Source organism: Streptomyces sp. NPDC046977, from assembly GCF_040644455.1.
In the GTDB taxonomy this organism is placed as follows: Bacteria; Actinomycetota; Actinomycetes; order Streptomycetales; family Streptomycetaceae; genus Actinacidiphila.
Genome location: NZ_JBEYWO010000002.1, coordinates 141,724 through 158,153, shown reverse-complemented (window position 1 = coordinate 158,153; position 16,430 = coordinate 141,724). Strand labels below are relative to the sequence as shown.

General features: G+C 74.4%; 12 protein-coding genes. 7 read left to right on the top strand and 5 right to left on the bottom strand.

The features are described 5' to 3' along the window. Positions 1–19: 19 nt before the first annotated feature. From ABZ883_RS03220 to ABZ883_RS03200, 5 genes are all read right to left on the bottom strand, one after another. Positions 20–1,576, bottom strand: coding sequence for an alpha/beta hydrolase (locus ABZ883_RS03220; protein ID WP_360900622.1), 1,557 nt, complete (start codon positions 1,574–1,576; stop codon positions 20–22). A 110-nt stretch (positions 1,577–1,686) separates the two neighbouring features. Next, positions 1,687–2,715, bottom strand: a complete 1,029-nt coding sequence (locus tag ABZ883_RS03215) for a hypothetical protein (RefSeq protein WP_360900619.1) — start codon at positions 2,713–2,715, stop codon at positions 1,687–1,689. Positions 2,716–2,965: 250 nt separating this feature from the next. Further along, on the bottom strand, positions 2,966–4,177 hold the full coding sequence (locus tag ABZ883_RS03210) for a DNA polymerase III subunit delta' (protein WP_360900616.1): 1,212 nt from the start codon (positions 4,175–4,177) through the stop codon (positions 2,966–2,968). 87 nt (positions 4,178–4,264) lie between these two features. Then, positions 4,265–4,912, bottom strand: a complete 648-nt coding sequence (locus ABZ883_RS03205) for a hypothetical protein (protein WP_360900613.1) — start codon at positions 4,910–4,912, stop codon at positions 4,265–4,267. 102 nt (positions 4,913–5,014) lie between these two features. Next, positions 5,015–7,045, bottom strand: coding sequence for an asparagine synthase-related protein (locus ABZ883_RS03200; RefSeq protein ID WP_360900610.1), 2,031 nt, complete (start codon positions 7,043–7,045; stop codon positions 5,015–5,017). Between the two features lie 773 nt (positions 7,046–7,818). Between ABZ883_RS03200 and ABZ883_RS03195 the strand changes: the two genes are divergently transcribed. The 7 genes from ABZ883_RS03195 to ABZ883_RS03165 all read left to right on the top strand — a co-directional run bounded on the left by ABZ883_RS03195 (position 7,819) and on the right by ABZ883_RS03165 (position 16,421). Further along, on the top strand, positions 7,819–9,231 hold the full coding sequence (locus ABZ883_RS03195; RefSeq protein ID WP_360900607.1) for an MFS transporter: 1,413 nt from the start codon (positions 7,819–7,821) through the stop codon (positions 9,229–9,231). 212 nt (positions 9,232–9,443) lie between these two features. Beyond that, positions 9,444–11,105: a hypothetical protein gene (locus tag ABZ883_RS03190; protein WP_360900604.1), complete on the top strand. Its 1,662-nt coding sequence runs from the start codon at positions 9,444–9,446 to the stop codon at positions 11,103–11,105. A 170-nt stretch (positions 11,106–11,275) separates the two neighbouring features. Then, complete coding sequence (lhgO, locus tag ABZ883_RS03185) at positions 11,276–12,490, top strand: L-2-hydroxyglutarate oxidase (protein ID WP_360900601.1); 1,215 nt, start codon at positions 11,276–11,278, stop codon at positions 12,488–12,490. Between the two features lie 12 nt (positions 12,491–12,502). After that, positions 12,503–13,255 carry a tRNA (guanosine(46)-N7)-methyltransferase TrmB gene (trmB, locus tag ABZ883_RS03180; RefSeq protein WP_360900598.1) on the top strand — a complete coding sequence of 251 codons (753 nt, stop codon included), beginning with the start codon at positions 12,503–12,505 and terminating at the stop codon, positions 13,253–13,255. A 241-nt stretch (positions 13,256–13,496) separates the two neighbouring features. Beyond that, positions 13,497–14,972 carry a PrsW family intramembrane metalloprotease gene (locus ABZ883_RS03175; protein WP_360901610.1) on the top strand — a complete coding sequence of 492 codons (1,476 nt, stop codon included), beginning with the start codon at positions 13,497–13,499 and terminating at the stop codon, positions 14,970–14,972. A 55-nt stretch (positions 14,973–15,027) separates the two neighbouring features. After that, positions 15,028–15,681: a DUF6230 family protein gene (locus tag ABZ883_RS03170; protein WP_360900595.1), complete on the top strand. Its 654-nt coding sequence runs from the start codon at positions 15,028–15,030 to the stop codon at positions 15,679–15,681. Positions 15,682–15,800: 119 nt separating this feature from the next. After that, a complete protein-coding gene (locus ABZ883_RS03165) occupies positions 15,801–16,421 on the top strand; it encodes a DUF6230 family protein (RefSeq protein WP_360900592.1) in 621 nt (206 codons plus the stop codon). Positions 16,422–16,430 lie beyond the last annotated feature (9 nt).

The following is a 16,430-nucleotide window of genomic DNA, read 5'->3' as shown; positions in this document are numbered from 1 at the left end:
GGCCTCCCTCCTGCGCAGGTCAGCAGGTCTTGCCGTGGGCGGGCGGGGTGCCCTTGAGGAGGTAGGTGTTGACCGCGGTGTCGATGCAGTCGTTGCCGCGGGCGTAGGCGGTGTGGCCGTCGCCGTTGTAGGTGAGCAGGACGCCGGAGTCGAGCTGCTCGGCGAGGGCCTTGGCCCAGCCGTAGGGCGTGGCGGGGTCGCGGGTGGTGCCGACCACGAGGATGGGGGCGGCGCCGCGGGCCTCGATGCGCTGGGGGTGGCCGATGGGGCGGACGGGCCAGTAGGCGCAGATGAGGCTGGACCACGCGAGGTTGTCGCCGAAGTGCGGGGAGGCCTCGCGGAAGGTGGAGACCGCGCGGTCGGCCGCTTCGGGGCTGGTGAGGGCCGGCGGGAGGTCGGTGCAGTTCACCGCGGCGTTGGCGTACATGAGGTTGGAGAAGTGGCCCTTGTTGTCGCGCTCGTAGTACGCGTCGGACAGGCGGAGCAGGACGCTGCCGTCGCCCTTGGAGGCCTTGGCGAGCCCCGTGCGCAGGGTGGGCCACATGCTCTGGTCGTACATGGCGGAGATCACACCGGAGGCGCCCAGCGCCTCGGTCAGCTTGCGGCTGCTGCCGGTGGGCAGCGGCTTGGCGTCCAGGGAGCGGAGCAGGGCGTCGAGGTGGCGGCCGGCGTCGGCGGTGCTCTTGGTGCCGAGGGGGCAGTCGCGCCGGCCGACGCAGTCCTTGGCGAAGGCGTCGAAGGCGACCTCGAACCCTCCGGCCTGCGCGCGGCTGCTCTCGAGGGCGGAGGCGGCCGGGTCCATGGCGCCGTCCAGGACGAGGTGCCCGACGCGCTTCGGGAACAGGCCCGCGTAGGTGGCGCCGATGAAAGTGCCGTAGGACTTGCCGACGTAGTTCAGCTTCGCGTCGCCGAGCAGCGAGCGGAAGATGTCCATGTCGCGGGCGGCGTCGACGGTGGTGACGTGCTCCAGCAGCTTGCCGGAGCGCTGCTGGCACCCCTTGGCGAAGGCCTTGTCCTCGGCGACGAGCTTGTCGATCTCGGCCTGGTTGTCCGGGGTGACGTCGGTGGCCGCGAAGGTGTCCATCTGCTTGTCGGGGAGGCACACGATCGGCTCGCTGCGGGCGACACCGCGCGGGTCCATCGCGGCCATGTCGTACCGGGCGGTGACGGCCGAGGGGTAGCCGAAGGCGGCGTACTGCAGGTAGTCGATGGCCGAGCCGCCCGGGCCGCCCGGATTGACCAGCAGGGAACCGATGCGCTTGCCGGGGCCCGCGGCCTTCTTGCGCGCGACGGCCAGGGTGAGGTCCGTGCCGCCGGAAGGGTGCTTGTAGTCGAGCGGCGCCTTCATCGTGCCGCACTGCATGCCGGGCATGTCCTTGCAGGACTGCCAGCTGATCTTCTGCTCGTAGTACGGCCGCAGATCCTGCGGGATGTCCGTGGGCAGGGCTTTGAGCGACTGCGCGGCCGACGTGGCCGCGGCGGAATGGCTCGTCCCCCCGGTCGTGCAGGCGGACAACAGGAGCCCGGCGACCGCGAGGACGGTGCCGGACGTACGGAGCAGGCGCGGGGTGTCCATCAGAGCCTCGGTTCCCTCGTGGTGGTATTTGCGAGCGTATCCGCACGGCCGCGGGCGAACCGTTATCCACAGCCCTCATACGGGTGATTCCGCGACAGGAACGGAGACGGTCACAGCCGCCCGGGTCCGTCGAGTTTCTCGGTGACGTACCCCGCGACCAGCGCGAAGAGCCTGCGCCGCGGCGTGATGTTGTCCAGCACCCGCACCTCGGCGGGCATCCCGCGCATCCGCCCGCGCAGGGCCAGGGCGGAGCTGCGGGCGCTCTCCTCGCCGGACGGCACGGCGAGCAGCAGCTGCGGGCGTGGGGCGGCACCGGCCTGGTACGCGCCGACGCCGGGCGTCCGCGGGGCGGGGCGGGCGGCGCCGCCGTCCATGTCCTGCGGGCCGTCGGGTTCGTAGGCGCCCGAGACGCCGATCGCGGCCGCGTACCGGGAGGGGCGCTCCAACTGGCGGCGCACCACGCACGACGCGTCCTGGCCCACCCCGAGCACGGCACGGGCGGTCCGGTCCGGCAGGACGCGGTAGAGCCGGCCCACCGCGTCGGGCAGCTCCACCGCCCCGCCGCCGCAGCGGGCGGGCAGTACGACGACGACGGGGTCGGCCAGGCCGCGCAGCGACTGCGCGGCGAAGCCGGCGAACAGGTCCGGGTCGGCGGGGTCGAGATGGGCGACGACCAGGGGGAAGTACAGCCCGGCGGAGTTCGGGAAGTCGTACTGCGGCGGCAGCCAGACGCGTGTGCCGTCCTCCAGTTCCTCCAGGGTGCCGCCGGAGGGATGGCCCAGGGTGCGCGGCGGGGCGTCGTCCTCCTCCGGTTCCGGGGACTGCCCGGGCCGGACGTCCGCGGGTGCGGGCGGCGCGGGGGCCGCCGCGACGACGGTGTCCCGGGCGCCGCCGTGCCCCGTGAGGCCTCCGAACGGCGGGAAGGACGCCGTCAGAACCGCGGCGCCGACCGCCAGGACCGCCCCGGCCGCCCGCAGCACCGCGCCGCCGTAGGCCACGGGCAGCTCGTAGACGCGGCCCGCGCGCTGCTCCCACCAGTGCCGCAGCGCCGAACGGGCGAGCAGCAGTGCGGCGGCGGCGGCCAGCACCGGCCATGCGTACAGAAGGACGACCTCGGCCACCATGGGCACGTACGGCACACCACCTCGCGCAGGTCCCCCACAGCCCTCCGGGCACGGGCGGGCACCCGCGCCGGAGGCAGGGGCGCGCCCCCGCTCGCTTCGCTCACCCCCGCGGGGACAGGGAGCGGGGGCACCGCACGCCAGCCTGGGGCAAGGGCTCGCGGTGCGCCGGGCGACGACGCGGGGGAACGCGGACGATCACCCGTCCGCCGCACAAATGAGCAGGTCGGCGGCGCTTCGGGGGTAGGACAGGCGGCGAGCGGCGCGGTCAGCCGGCCCGCAGTGCCAGGGTCATCGCCTCGACGGCCAGCAGGGGCGCCACGTTCCGGTCGAGCGCGTCGCGGCAGGCGAGGACGGCCTCGATGCGGCGCAGCGAATTCTCCGGGCGGGAGCCGGAGGCGACACGTTCCACGGCGTCGCGTGCCTCGACGTTCGCGATGGCCACGGACGTGCCGACCTGCACGGCCAGCACGTCGCGGTAGAAGCCCGCCAGGTCGGTGAGGGCCAGGTCGAGGGTGTCGCGCTGGGTCCGGGTGGAGCGGCGCTTCTGGCGGTCGGCGAGGTCCTTCATCACGCCCGCCGTGCCGCGCGGCATGCGGCTGCCGGCCCCCGCGGTGGCGCCGAGCGCGGCGCGCAGCTCCTCGGTCTCCTTGCCGTCGAGCTCCTCGGACAGCGCCTTGGCGTCCTCCGTCGCCGCGTCCACGAGTTCCTGGGCCGCCTTCAGGCAGCCGCCGACGTCGTCCACGCGCAGCGGCAGCTTCAGCACGGCAGCCCGCCGCGCCCTGGCCTGCTCGTCGGTGGCAAGCCGGCGCGCGCGGTCCATGTGGCCCTGGGTGGCGCGGGCGACGGCGTCGGCGACCAGGGGGTCGATCCCGTCACGGCGCACCAGGGCGTCGGCGACCGCCTGGACGGGCGGGGTGCGCAGCACCAGGTGGCGGCAGCGGGAGCGGATCGTCGGCAGGACGTCCTCGACGGAGGGGGCGCACAGCAGCCACACCGTGCGCGGCGCGGGCTCCTCGACGGCCTTCAGCAGCACATTGGCGGCGCCTTCGGTCAGGCGGTCGGCGTCCTCCAGGACGATGACCTGCCAGCGGCCGGAGGCCGGGGACAGGACGGAGCGGCGGACGAGGTCACGGGTGTCCTTGACGCCGATGGAGAGCAGGTCGGTGCGGACCACCTCGACGTCGGCATGGGTGCCGATCAGCGTGGTGTGGCAGCCATCGCAGAAGCCGCAGCCCGGCGCGCCGCCCAGGGCGCGGTCGGGGCTCACGCACTGGAGCGCGGCGGCGAAGGCCCGTGCCGTCGTGTCGCGGCCCGCGCCGGGCGGACCGGTGAACAGCCAGGCGTGGGTCATCTTCGACGCGGACGGCAAGGCGGTGCCCCCGGCGACGGCCGTCACGAAGGCGTCGGCGTCACGCGCGGCGGCGGCGAGCTGCTCCGTCACCCGTTCCTGGCCGACCACGTCGTCCCATACCGCCATGGTGCCCGTCCGTCCTGTGGTGCTCCTCGGTGTCCTACGGCTCCACCATTGTCGGGCACGGCACCGACAGCCCCGCCCCGGGCGGACTCAGCCCGCTGCCCTGCGGTGCCTGCTGACCCGGCGTGCCGGGCGCCGCCTGCGCAGCAGCACCGCCGCGGCCCCGCCGCCGCACAGTGCGGCCGCGGCCAGCGCCGCGCCCACCGTGCCCGCGGTCCCCGACGACGCTCCCAAGCTGCCCGAGGCCGCCGACAGCGGTCCCTGTCCGGGCAGCACCTGGGCCGTCGACGCGGCGGGCACCGGGGTGTACGAGGGCGCGGGCGAGGCCGGCGCCGCCGGTGCGGACGTCTGTGTCTCCGGTCCGCACGCCACCGTGAAGGGCCGCGGTTTCGCGCCCTCCCCGATCCACGTCAGGGTGTAGCCGCCGTTGGCGAGCACGATGCGGGCCGAACTGCCCGTGCCCTCGTCCCCCGTCACAAAGGTGCCGTTCATCGCGGGGCCGCCCTTGGCGCGGCTCACGGCCCAGTTGACCGCCTGCCCCGGGCCGAAGCCCTCGCCGCGTATGTGGAAGGTGCAGACGGTGGCCTTGTCGCCCCGGGAGGTGCCCAGCGCCTCGTCGTAGACGGCGACCGCCCCCTTGCCGTCACCGCTCTCCTTGGTGGCGTACGCGACCGGGCCGAGGGCCACGAGGGCCGCCAGCCCGGCGAGGACGACCGCGGTGACGGAAGGGATGCGCATGAGGAGAGTTTCCCGGATTCCCCCGGCGACGCCAAAGCGGGTGGTCCCGGCAGGCCCGCCGACCACTGACGCTCCGTCACATGTTCTTTCCGAAGGGATGACTCAGAGCGAGAGGCGGTGCACACCGCCCGCGACGGCGCGTTGCGCGGGGGCGTCGGTGCCGGTCCAGCAGGAGCCGCGGCGGGCGAGTAGGCGCCGCAACCACACCTCGGTGGCGACGAGTTCGGCGAGTCCGTCAGTGGGGACGGGCTCCCCGCCCGCCGCCGCACGCAGGGCGGCGCGGACGACACGCGCCTCGACGAGCCCGGCGTCGGCGAGCAGGGGGGCGTCGAAGAGGTCGAGCAGTCCGTCGACGGAGGCGCGCAGGCCGGTCCGGGCGGCGACGGCCGCGGATACCTGGGAGTTGGCGCCCCAGCCCGGGGGCAGGTCGCGGATGCCCGCGCCCTCCAGCACCGAGCGCAGAACGGTGGCGCGGGCGCCGGGCTGGACGCGCAGGGTCTCGGGGAGCGCACGGGCGGCGCGCACGACCTGGTTGTCGAGGAAGGGCGCGTGGATCCGCTGGCTGCGCACCTCCGCGGACTGCTCGAACACCCGGTGGTCGGCGGCGTGCCGGGCGAGCGCGGCCTGCGCACGGCGCTCGCCGGGCCGTTCGACGGCGGTACGGGGACGGGCCGCCGCCTCCTGGAGGCGAACCGATACTTCAGCCAGTGCCTCGCCGGTGAGCCAGCGCGCCGCCGGACCCGGGCGGCACCAGGCGAGCGCCGCCAGGGAGGCCTGGAGGGGGCCGGTGTGCTCGTCGAAGCGGCCCGCCATCAGCTGCGCCGCCGTGTTCTGCACACCCTGTTGATAACTCGTACGGGCCAGCCGCCGCGCCGCGCGGTAGACCGTGAACGGCACGAACACCGAGCGGCCCGCGGGCCCGTCGGCGCGCGCGAGGGCCGTGACGGGTCTGAGCAGGCTGCGGCGGCGCCGGTCCAGCAGCAGGTCGGCCAGCCGCGCGGGGTGCGCGTCCAGCACCTGGCGGGCGCCGTGCCCGACGAGGTGGTCGGCGCCGCCCGCCGAGAGGCGCATCCGGTGGCGGCCGGCGGCCACCAGGGAGGGGCCGGGCTCGTCGGTGAGGGGGACGGCGTCGAGGTCGGCATAGGGCAGCGCCCGCGCGCCGCCGGGCACGACCACATGGTGCAGGCGCGGGTCGGCGGCCATGGCGCGGGCCCGCTCCAGTTCCGCCTCACGGGCCGGACCGCCGCCCGCGGTCAGGTCGTTGAAGGTCACCGCGAGCAGCCGCTGGCCGGCCGCCGCGCCGTGTCCGAGCGGGGTGCCGGGCATGCCGGGCAGCCCCGCCGCCAGCAGGGCGAGCGTGGAGGAGGCGCTGCCGCCGGACAGGTCGGCGCCCACGCCGGGCGCGGGTTCCTCCCCGGGATCCGGTACGAAGCGGGGCTGCGCCAGCCGGGCGCGCACCGCGTCGACCAGGGCGTCCCGGACGCCGGCGATCGCGCGCTCGGGCGGCACGTGGGCGGCGGGGGTGCCGGCCACCGCCAGCGAGGCGGTCGGCTCGTAACCGCTCACCTCGGGCACCGCCTCCCGCAGGATCAGGGCGTGCCCCGGCGGCACCCGGCGCACGCCCGCGTACGGTGTGCCGTCGCCCAGCGCCTCGGGGGAGTCCGGGCAGGTTAGCAGCGCCGCCAGGTACGTGACGTCGAGCGCGGCCTCGGTCAGGTCGGCCAGCGGCAGCGCCGCGGTCGCGTACGCGGTGCCGCGCGCCCACCGGGTGTGGAACACCGGCCGGGCACCGGCGAGATCACCGAGTACGGTGATGCGGCGCCCTATCTGGAGGACGCAGGTGTAGCTGCCGGCCCAGGTGGTCAGATGGCGCAGCGCCCCGCCGCGCGCCGCGAAGAGCCCGACCCGCAGGTCGGCGTCGGAGGCGGCGCAGCGGCCCAGCACGGCCAGCCGAGCGACAGAGCCGTTCTCGGCGTGCACCAGGCGCACTTCGTCGGGGCGCCAGTCGCCCACGGCCCACAGCGGATCGGGGTCGCTCCACAGGAGCTGGGCGCCCACAGGCAGCAGGGTGCGGGCGTGCGCCCCGGGGATCTGTCCCACCGCGGCGTTGCTCCAGCCCACCAGCCACCGCATCGCCCGCCTCCACAGGTTGTGGACCAGGGGGGCCTCTTCGTGGACAACTGGCCCCCGCGGCAGGCCGAACTGCCGCTCCGTCCGGGGAACATGCTGCCACGGAGGAGCGCGAAAGGAGGCGCATGAGGGCATGGTCGAGCACCGGGCCGCCTGCTGCGCGCGGTCCGGCGCGGGGCCGTTTCGGCCCAACTCCCCGCCGGTCAGAGGCACTTAACGTACGCCGACGGAGTTGAAACGTCGTTTTCAGGCCAATGTCCCACCGGCCCGCATTCGTCCGTTGTGCGCCGTGCGGGCGGCGCGGTCCGGGGGGCGTGGCACGCCTCCCGGACCGGTCCGCCACCCGCGGGGATTGTGGTGGCGGAGCCCCCTGGCCCGCTGCTACCCCCCATAGCCGCAAATGAGAGCCGCGGGCCGACCCACGGCACCATGGAACCGCCACCGCACGAATCGGCACAGAGCGCGCGGATGGGCGCACGGCCGCATACGCCGGTAGCACGCGCCACCAGCAGGAGTCGCGAGGCCGCATTCAGGGCAGGAATCTCGCCATCCGGGACAACAGCTCTTAACGGTCGGGATGCGGAGAACTACCCTGGGTTCACCCGAGAAGCGAAGGTCCCGGCGGCTCGGGGTCCGGCGCATGCCCTCGGGCGGCGGTGGTCCCCGCTCGTCTCCACAAGAGACGCCGGGGCAGCCGTTGTGGTGCGTCGAGAGGGTGTGACAGGCGTGGCAGGCGTACACGGCCCTCGCGCTTACGGCGAGAGGTGGTAATGGTCGTGACCAAAGAACCCCGAGGGCCCAACGAGAAACTCGGCACCCTTCTCGCCCTGGCCGGCATCAGCAACGCGGGACTCGCCCGCCGGGTCAACGACCTGGGCGCCCAGCGCGGTCTGACCCTGCGGTACGACAAGACCTCGGTGGCCCGCTGGGTGACCAAGGGCATGGTGCCGCAGGGCGCCGCGCCCCACCTCATCGCGGCCGCCATCGGCAGCAAGCTCGGCCGTCCCGTGCCGCTGCACGAGATCGGCCTGGCCGACGCCGACCCCGCGCCCGAGGTGGGCCTCGCCTTCCACCGCGACATCGGGGAGGCGGTGAAGTCCGCGACCGACCTGTGGAAGCTCGATCCGGGCCGGCGCGGCCCGGGCGGCGGCGGCATCTGGCAGAGCCTGGCGGGGTCGTTCGCGGTCAGCGCGTACGTCACGCCCGCCTCGCGCTGGCTGATAACCCCGGCCGACGCCCGCGTCGCCCGCGAGGACCCCGCCCCCGGCATGCACCACGTCGGCCACTCCGACGTTGGCAAGCTGCGCGAGGCCGCGGAGGACGCGCGCCGCTGGGACTCCAAGTACGGCGGCGGAGACTGGCGTTCGGGCATGGTCTCGGAGTGCCTGCGGGTCGAGGCAGCGCCGCTGCTGCTCGGCTCGTACTCCGACGACGTCGGCCGGTCGCTGTTCGGCGCGACCGCCGAACTCACGCGGCTGGCCGGGTGGATGGCCTTCGACACCGGGCAGCAGGAGGCCGCCCAGCGCTACTACATCCAGGCGCTGCGGCTCGCCCGTGCCGCCGCCGACGTCCCCCTCGGGGGCTACGTCCTGGCGTCGATGTCGCTCCAGGCGACCTACCGGGGCTTCGCCGACGAGGGCGTCGACCTCGCGCAGGCGGCGCTGGAGCGCAACCGCGGGCTGGCCACGGCGCGCACGATGTCGTTCTTCCACCTCGTCGAGGCCCGCGCCCACGCCAAGGCCGGGGAGAGCCACGCCTGCGAGGCCGCGCTGGCCGCCGCCGAGTCCTGGCTCGACCGCGCCCGCGACGGCGACGCGGACCCGGCATGGCTCGGCTTCTACTCCTACGACCGGCTCGCCGCGGACGCCGCCGAGTGCTACCGCGACCTCAAGGTGCCCGGCCAGGTACGGCGGTTCACGGAGACGGCGCTCGCCCGGCCCACGGAGGAGTTCGTGCGCTCGCACGGGCTGCGGCTGGTGGTCTCGGCGGTCGCGGAACTGGAGTCCGGCAACCTGGACGCGGCCTGCGCGGCCGGCGTGAAGGCCGTCGAGGTCGCCGGGCGCATCTCCTCGGCCCGCACCACCGAGTACGTACGGGACCTGCTGCACCGGCTGGAGCCGTACGGGAACGAGCCGCGGGTGGCGGAACTGCGCGAGCGTGCCCGGCCGCTGCTGGCGGCACCGGCGTAAGCGTCCCGCCGGCCCACGGGCCGATCGGCAACGGGAGGGCCCCACTTGCGTGGGGCCCTCCCGCTTGCCCGGCCCGGATCACGCTCAAGGAGCCAACCTGTGATGGATCTGTGACGTGCCCATGGGCAACGAAGCCGGCGTCCCGCGAGTCTGATGTGCGTGTGCCGAGGGCGGCGCACGCGAGCGTCACACGATCCGACAAGGAAACGTTGATGAGACGTCCCGTCCGCAGTTCCGTCTCCCGGGCAGCGCGCGCGCTCGCGGCGGTCGCCGTCCTGGCCGCCGGGTTCGGCGCCGCCGCACCCGCCGTCGCCGACGACGGCACCCCGCTCCCGGTGAGCATCACCGGCGAGAGCCGCGTGGACCTCTCCCTCCAGGGCGACAACGGCGACGCCGACGAGCCGCAGGTCACGCTGCGGCTCTCGGCACCCGGCGACGACGAGCCGGGGGACGACGGGGTGATCCCCGTCGCCCACGAGGGCGCGTACAGGATCACGATCGATGCCACGGGCCTCAACGGTGTCGCGGCCGTCAAGCTGCCCTGCACGGCGACCGGCATGACGGCCGTCTGCGAGGGCAACGAGATCAACGCCGGGGAGCAGAGCAACCGGCTCGGCGGCATCCGCCTGGACCTCAACGGGCAGAGCGAGGCAGGCGACTTCGGCACCATCAAGGTCACCGGCGAGGGCGACGGCGTCGCCTTCGCGCCGCTCACCATCGATGTCCTCGTCGGCGGTCCCGAACTCCTCGGCCACAACCTGAGCGAGCCCAAGGGCTTCGCCGCCGGCGACACCTACAACGCCCCGGTCGGGTTCCGCAACGCCGGCGGCATGGCCGCCGACGGCACCGTGCTGCACCTCCATGGCTCGCGCGGGCTGAGCCTGCCCGACAGCTACGGCAACTGCGCCTACAAGCAGACCACCGACGGATCGCTGCTGCGTCAGGGCACCGACGCGATCTGCAGCTTCGACGGCACCTACAAGCCCGGCACGGCCTACGCCCTGGCCGAGCCGCTGAAGGTGAGAACGGCCGACTTCGCGCTCGGCGACGTCCTCAGCTACGGCTTCTCCGCGGTCAGCGCCCAGCAGGCCAAGACCCTGCTGACGACGGGCGGCTACACGCCCGGCACCGGCGCCCCGCTGGCCCTCAAGGAGGTCCCGGGCGCCTCGGCCGACGACTACTCGCGCTACACCGAGCTGGACCTGCCCAGCCACAACATCTACGACCTCGTGCTGACGGGCGTCACCGCGCGGGGCGGGGCGGGCGACACCGTGAAGGCGGACATCGGCTTCCGCAACGACGGCCCCGCCTGGCTGAGCGCGCTGCGCTCCGGTGGTGAGCCGATCGGCTTCACCGTCCAGGTGCCGACGGGCGCCACGGTGACCAAGAGCCCCAGCGGCTGCCGGGCCACCACCATCGCCCAGGGCGTCAAGGGCTACCTGTGCTGGGTGGACACCCCGCTCCTGGAGAACGCCGAGCTCTCCTACCCGTTCGAGCTGCGCATCGACACGGTCGTGAAGAACGCCAGGGCCAGGATCGCGCTCCAGGCCTGGAACAACCCGTCCGAGCCCAACCAGTCCAACAACGCGGCGTGGATCGTGCTGAACCCGGCCGACGACGACACCTCGACGGGCGGCTCGCCCTCCGCCGGCACGTCGGCCACCCCGAGCCCGAGCCCGTCCTCCTCCGACGACGACGCGTCCGCCTCGGGCGGCACGTCCGGCACCGGCGGTTCGACGTCCTCCGGGGGCGGCTCCGGCGGCCTGGCGTTCACCGGCGCCGCCGGCGTGCTGACCATCGGCGGCGGCGCGCTCCTCGTGCTCGGCGTGGGCACCGCGGTCGTCGTCCTCGTCCGCCGCAAGTCGGCCGCCTGACGCCCGCGGCGCGGTTCGCCAAGGCCGCCGTACCCGCCCGGGTGCGGCGGCCTTCGCCGTACGGGAGGTGACCGCGGGGCAAGCGCGAGACGACCACGACACACCGGTCCCCTCACAGGTTTGGCGGGGGCGCGGGCGGGCCAAGCCTCAAGCGGGAGGTGACCGCGCGCATGGACACCGCGGACGTCGTCGTGATCGGCGCCGGCATCGTCGGCCTGGCCACCGCGTACGCGATCACCCGCGCCTCGCCCCGTACGTCCGTGGTCGTCATGGACAAGGAACCCGGCCCCGCGCGGCACCAGACCGGCCACAACAGCGGCGTGATCCACAGCGGCATCTACTACCGCCCCGGCTCGCTCAAGGCCCGCTACGCGACGCAGGGCGCCGCCGAGATGGTGAAGTTCTGCGCCCGGTACGACATCCCGCACGAGGTCACCGGCAAGCTGATCGTCGCCACCGCCCGCGAGGAGCTGCCCCGGCTGCACGCCCTGGTGCAGCGCGGCCGCACCAACGACATCCCCGTGCGCGAACTGGGCCCCGCCCAGATCGCCGAGCGCGAGCCGCACGTCGCGGGCCTGGCCGCGATCCACGTCGGCACCACCGGGGTGTGCGACTTCACCGCGGTCGCAGGCACGATGGCCCGCCTGGCCGAGGAGTCCGGCGAGGCGCGCACCGCGTACGGCAGCGAGGTACGCGCGGTCCACCGCGACGGCGGCGGCGTGGTCGTCGAACCCGGCACCGGGCCGCCGGTCCGCGCGAAGGTGCTGGTCAACTGCGCGGGCCTGCACTCCGACCGGATCGCGCGAATGGCCGGGGACGACACCACCGGGGTACGGATCGTGCCGTTCCGCGGCGAGTACTACGAGCTGGCCCCGGCCCGCGCCGGGCTCGTGCGCGGCCTGGTCTACCCGGTGCCCGACCCCGCCTTCCCCTTCCTCGGCGTCCATCTGACCCGCGGCATCGACGGCACCGTGCACATCGGCCCCAACGCGGTCCCCGCCCCGGCCCGCGAGGGCTACCGGCGGCGCACCGTCAGCGCGCGCGACCTGCTGGAGACGGCGCTCTTCCCCGGCACCTGGCGGATCGCCCGCCGGCACTGGCGGTACGAGGCGGGCGAGCTGCGCCGGTCGCTGTCGAAGCGGGCCTTCACCGACGAGGTGCGCCGGCTGCTGCCCGAGGTGACCGCCGCCGACCTCGTGCCGTCCGCCGCGGGCGTACGGGCGCAGGCGGTGCTGCGCGACGGGGAGCTCGTGGACGACTTCCTCTTCGCCGGCAGCGGCCCCTTCGTGCACGTGCTCAACGCCCCGTCGCCCGCCGCGACCGCCTCCCTGCCGATCGGACGGGAGATCGCCCGGCGGGCACTGGAGGCCGCGGGGCATACGTAAAATCGACGCATCATGTCGAAGCCCCACACCCCCCACTTCCCCGGCGGCCCCGCCTCCCACCCGCATCCGGACGCGCACACCGAGCAGCGCATCCGCACCTTCCACCCCCGTCGCGGCCGGGTCACCCACGGGCAGCAGACGGCGCTGGAACGGCACTGGACGAACTGGGGCGTCGACATCGACGGCAGCCCGCTGGACCTCGGCGCCCTCTTCGCCGACGCCGACCTCGCCGCGGACCGCCCGGTCGTCCTGGAGATCGGCTTCGGCATGGGCGACGCCACCGCCGCCATGGCCGCCGCCGACCCCGGCACCGGCATCCTCGCGGCCGACGTGCACACCCCCGGGCAGGGCAACCTCATCCGCCTCGCCGAGCGCAACGGCCTGACCAACATCCGGGTCGCCAACGGCGACGCCGTCATCCTGCTCCGCGACATGCTCGCCCCCGGCTCCCTGGCCGGACTGCGCGTCTTCTTCCCCGACCCCTGGCCCAAGGCCCGGCACCACAAGCGCCGCATGATCCAGCCCGAGTTCGTGGCCCTGGCCGTCTCGCGGCTCCGGTCCGGCGCGACCGTGCACTGCGCGACCGACTGGGAGCCGTACGCCGAGCAGATGCTGGAGGTCCTGACCGCCGACCCCCACCTGGTGAACGCCCACGGGGAGGGCTACGCGCGGCCGCGCCCGGACTTCCGGCCGATGACCAAGTTCGAACGGCAGGGCATCGCCAAGGGCCACGTCGTCAACGACCTCGTCTTCACCCGCCGGTAGCGGCGCGGGCCCCGCGACACCGGCGGCGCCGGAAGCCCCTGTTGACGTGCGGCGGGGACGGGGCGATCGTTGTGGCCCACCCGTGACGTTGTGCGTAACACCGTCGCGCGCCGCAGCCACTCCCCCGTAAGGTCAATGGGTGTCCTCGTACTCGCACACGCCCGACCCGCCCCTGCCGGGCCCGGCGGCCCACCCGGACGTCCCCGAGTACCCGGAACGCCGGCAAGAACCGGGGTTCGCGCTGCCCGCGCCCGGCCAGTGGCACTACAAGGCGCGCCGCCACTTCTGGGAGAACCGGACACTGCGCCTGGTGGCGCTCTTCTCGGTGCTCGCCCTGTGCGGAGTGATCATCCTGGCGCTCGTGCGGCGGCAGACCGGCACCGAGGGCTTCCTCGTCGGCCTCACCCTCGCGATCCTGCCCGTGCCGCTGCTCGGCGGCGCCTTCCTGTGGCTGGACCGGGTCGAGCCCACCCCGCTGCGCAACGCCGTCTTCGCCTTCGCCTGGGGCGCGTGCGCCGCCACCCTGGTCGCCATCCTCGCCAACGAGTACGCGACCGAACTGCTGGCCTCGACCTTCACCGCCAGCCCCGCGCAGAGCGACAGCTGGGGCGCCACCTTTGTCGCGCCCTTCGTGGAGGAGAGCGCCAAGGGCGCGGCGATCCTGCTGCTCTTCCTCTTCCGCCGGCGTGACTTCACCGGCCTCGTCGACGGCGTCGTCATAGCCGGGCTCACCGCCACCGGCTTCGCCTTCACCGAGAACATCCTCTACCTCGGCTCGGGCTTCGCCGAGGACCAGGCGCTCGGCGGCGGGGGCGTCGGCACCACCGCCGCCATGTTCGTGGTCCGGATCGTGATGACCCCGTTCGCCCACCCGCTGTTCACCTCGCTCACCGGCATAGGCTTCGGCATCGCCGCGACCTCCCGCCCCGGCCGGGCCCGCCGCTGGCTCGCCCCGATCGGCGGCTGGCTGCTCGCGATGACGCTGCACGGCACCTGGAACGGCTCCGCCTCGTTCGGCCCGCTGGGCTTCCTCGCCGTGTACGCGACGCTGATGATCCCGCTGTTCGGCCTGCTGATCTGGCTCGCGATCTGGTCCCGTTCCAATGAGCTCAAGACCATCCGCACCCAGCTGCCGCTGTACGCCATGGCCGGCTGGCTGACGCTGCCCGAGCCGCTCGCCATCGGCTCCATGCGCGGCCGCTCGGTGGCCCGCTCCGCCGCCCATCGCGCACAAGGCGCCGCCGCCGCCCGTACGGTGCGCGAGTACGTGTCCTTCGCCACCTCGCTGGCCTTCCTGCGGGCCCGCGCCAACCGCGGCGCGGCCGGTCCCGACTTCCACGCGCGGGAGCAGGAACTGCTGCACCACCTGTGGGAGCGCAAGGCCGTCGCCCAGCCCGCACTCACCCATGCGGCCCACACCATCCGCCCCCCGTTCCCGGCCGTGTACGCCTGGGGGCAGCGCCCTCCGGCCGGCTACGGCGCGGCGCCGTACGGGGCTCCGCAATGGGGAGCCCCGCAGTGGGGGGCGCAGCAGCAGTGGGGTGCTCCTCAGTGGGGGGCGGCGGCGTACGGTGCGACGGGGGGCTGGGGACAGCCCGCGGCGCCGCAGGGCCAGGCCCAGGCTCCGGCACCGGTCCAGGCACCGGCCCCGGCCCCGGCTCCGTACTGGCAGCAGCCGCGCCCCTACCCGTACTCGCAGGGCGGCCGCCACCGCTGATCCACGGCGGGGGGCCGCGGTTGCCGGGCCCCCGGGCCGGGGTTGCAATGGCGATGTGAGCCACCACCAGAGCAGCTCGCCCAGCCCGCGCCACCGCCCTTCCGGCCGGACCAGCTGGAAACGGATGGCGATCGCCCTCGTCCCGACCCTGGCCGTGTCGGCCGTGCTCGCCGCCGGAATAGGCGCGGGAGCGGTGCCGGTCTCGCTCGCGACAGCACCGACGACCGCCACGCTGTCCGGCCAGAGCTTCCAGGTGACCGCGGACTCCCTGGAAGGCACGGGATTCACGCAGTACCTCACCGCCGACTCCTCCGCCGGCGGCGACGTCCCCGAGGCCGTCGCCGCGATCGGCTCCGCCGACCTGCACAACCTGTGCCAGTCGGTGGTGAGCTCCCTCCCCGGGCTCGGCAAGGTCACCATGCTGATCAAGGCGGGCGGTGGCAGCAAGCCCGTCCACGCCGACCAGCTGATCGTCGACACGGACGACCTCGCCGGCGACGCGACGTTCCACAACATCCGGATCGGCACGGACGCCGCGCAGCTGCCGGGCGACGGCCGCGCCAAGGGCCCGTCCGGCGCCTTCGGCCAGCAGGCCGACAGCGTCCGTATCGACCACCTGCGGCAGACCACCCACTCGATCAGCGCCGCCACCTTCCGGCTCACGAATCTGCACCTGACCGTGAAGCAGGGCGCGCAGCCCTGCTCCTGAGGGTGCGCCGCCCGCTTTCGCGGCACGCCCTGACCCGAATGGGCGAGCGCGTACCGCCGTCGGGGTGATTGCCCCCGGGCACCGAGCCACCGATCAGACTGTCCGACGGTTGACCAGGCGTGCAGACCTCTGACGCCCGCTCCTCCGGCCGCACCAGCTGGAAGCGGCTCGCCCTTGTCATGGTGCCGACACTCGCCACCGCGGGCGCTCTCGTCGCGACGATGGCCTCCGGCGCGCTGGCCACGTCCTTCGGGGTCTCCGCCACCTCCTTCCCGGTGGCAGGTGAGAGCTTCCAGATCCGCTCGTCGCGCCTCGTTGGGGACGGCTTCGTGCAGTTCGGCGTCGTCCAGCGGGGCCGTGACGGGCTCTACCCCGAAGCGCTGACCGGCATCCGCTCGGCCACCCTCCACCACCTGTGCCAGTCCATCGTGCAGAACGTCCCGCTGCTCGGCCCGGTCACCCTGCGCTTCACCTCGACGCCCGCGCACGCGGACCGCCTCATCGCCAACGCCCACGACCTGCGGGGCGACGCCGTCTTCCGCAACATCAACATCGGCCAGGACGCCGGCACCGTCCAAGGCGTCCCCGGTGTGCAGGGCACGCCCGGCACCTTTGCCGAGCAGGCGTCGTCGGTCACCGTCGACGACCTCCGCCAGACCACGCGCTCCATCAGCGCGGCCACGTTCAGACTGCCGGACCTGCACCTCACGGTGCGGCGCGGCGACCAGTCCTGCTTCTGAGGGGGGCCG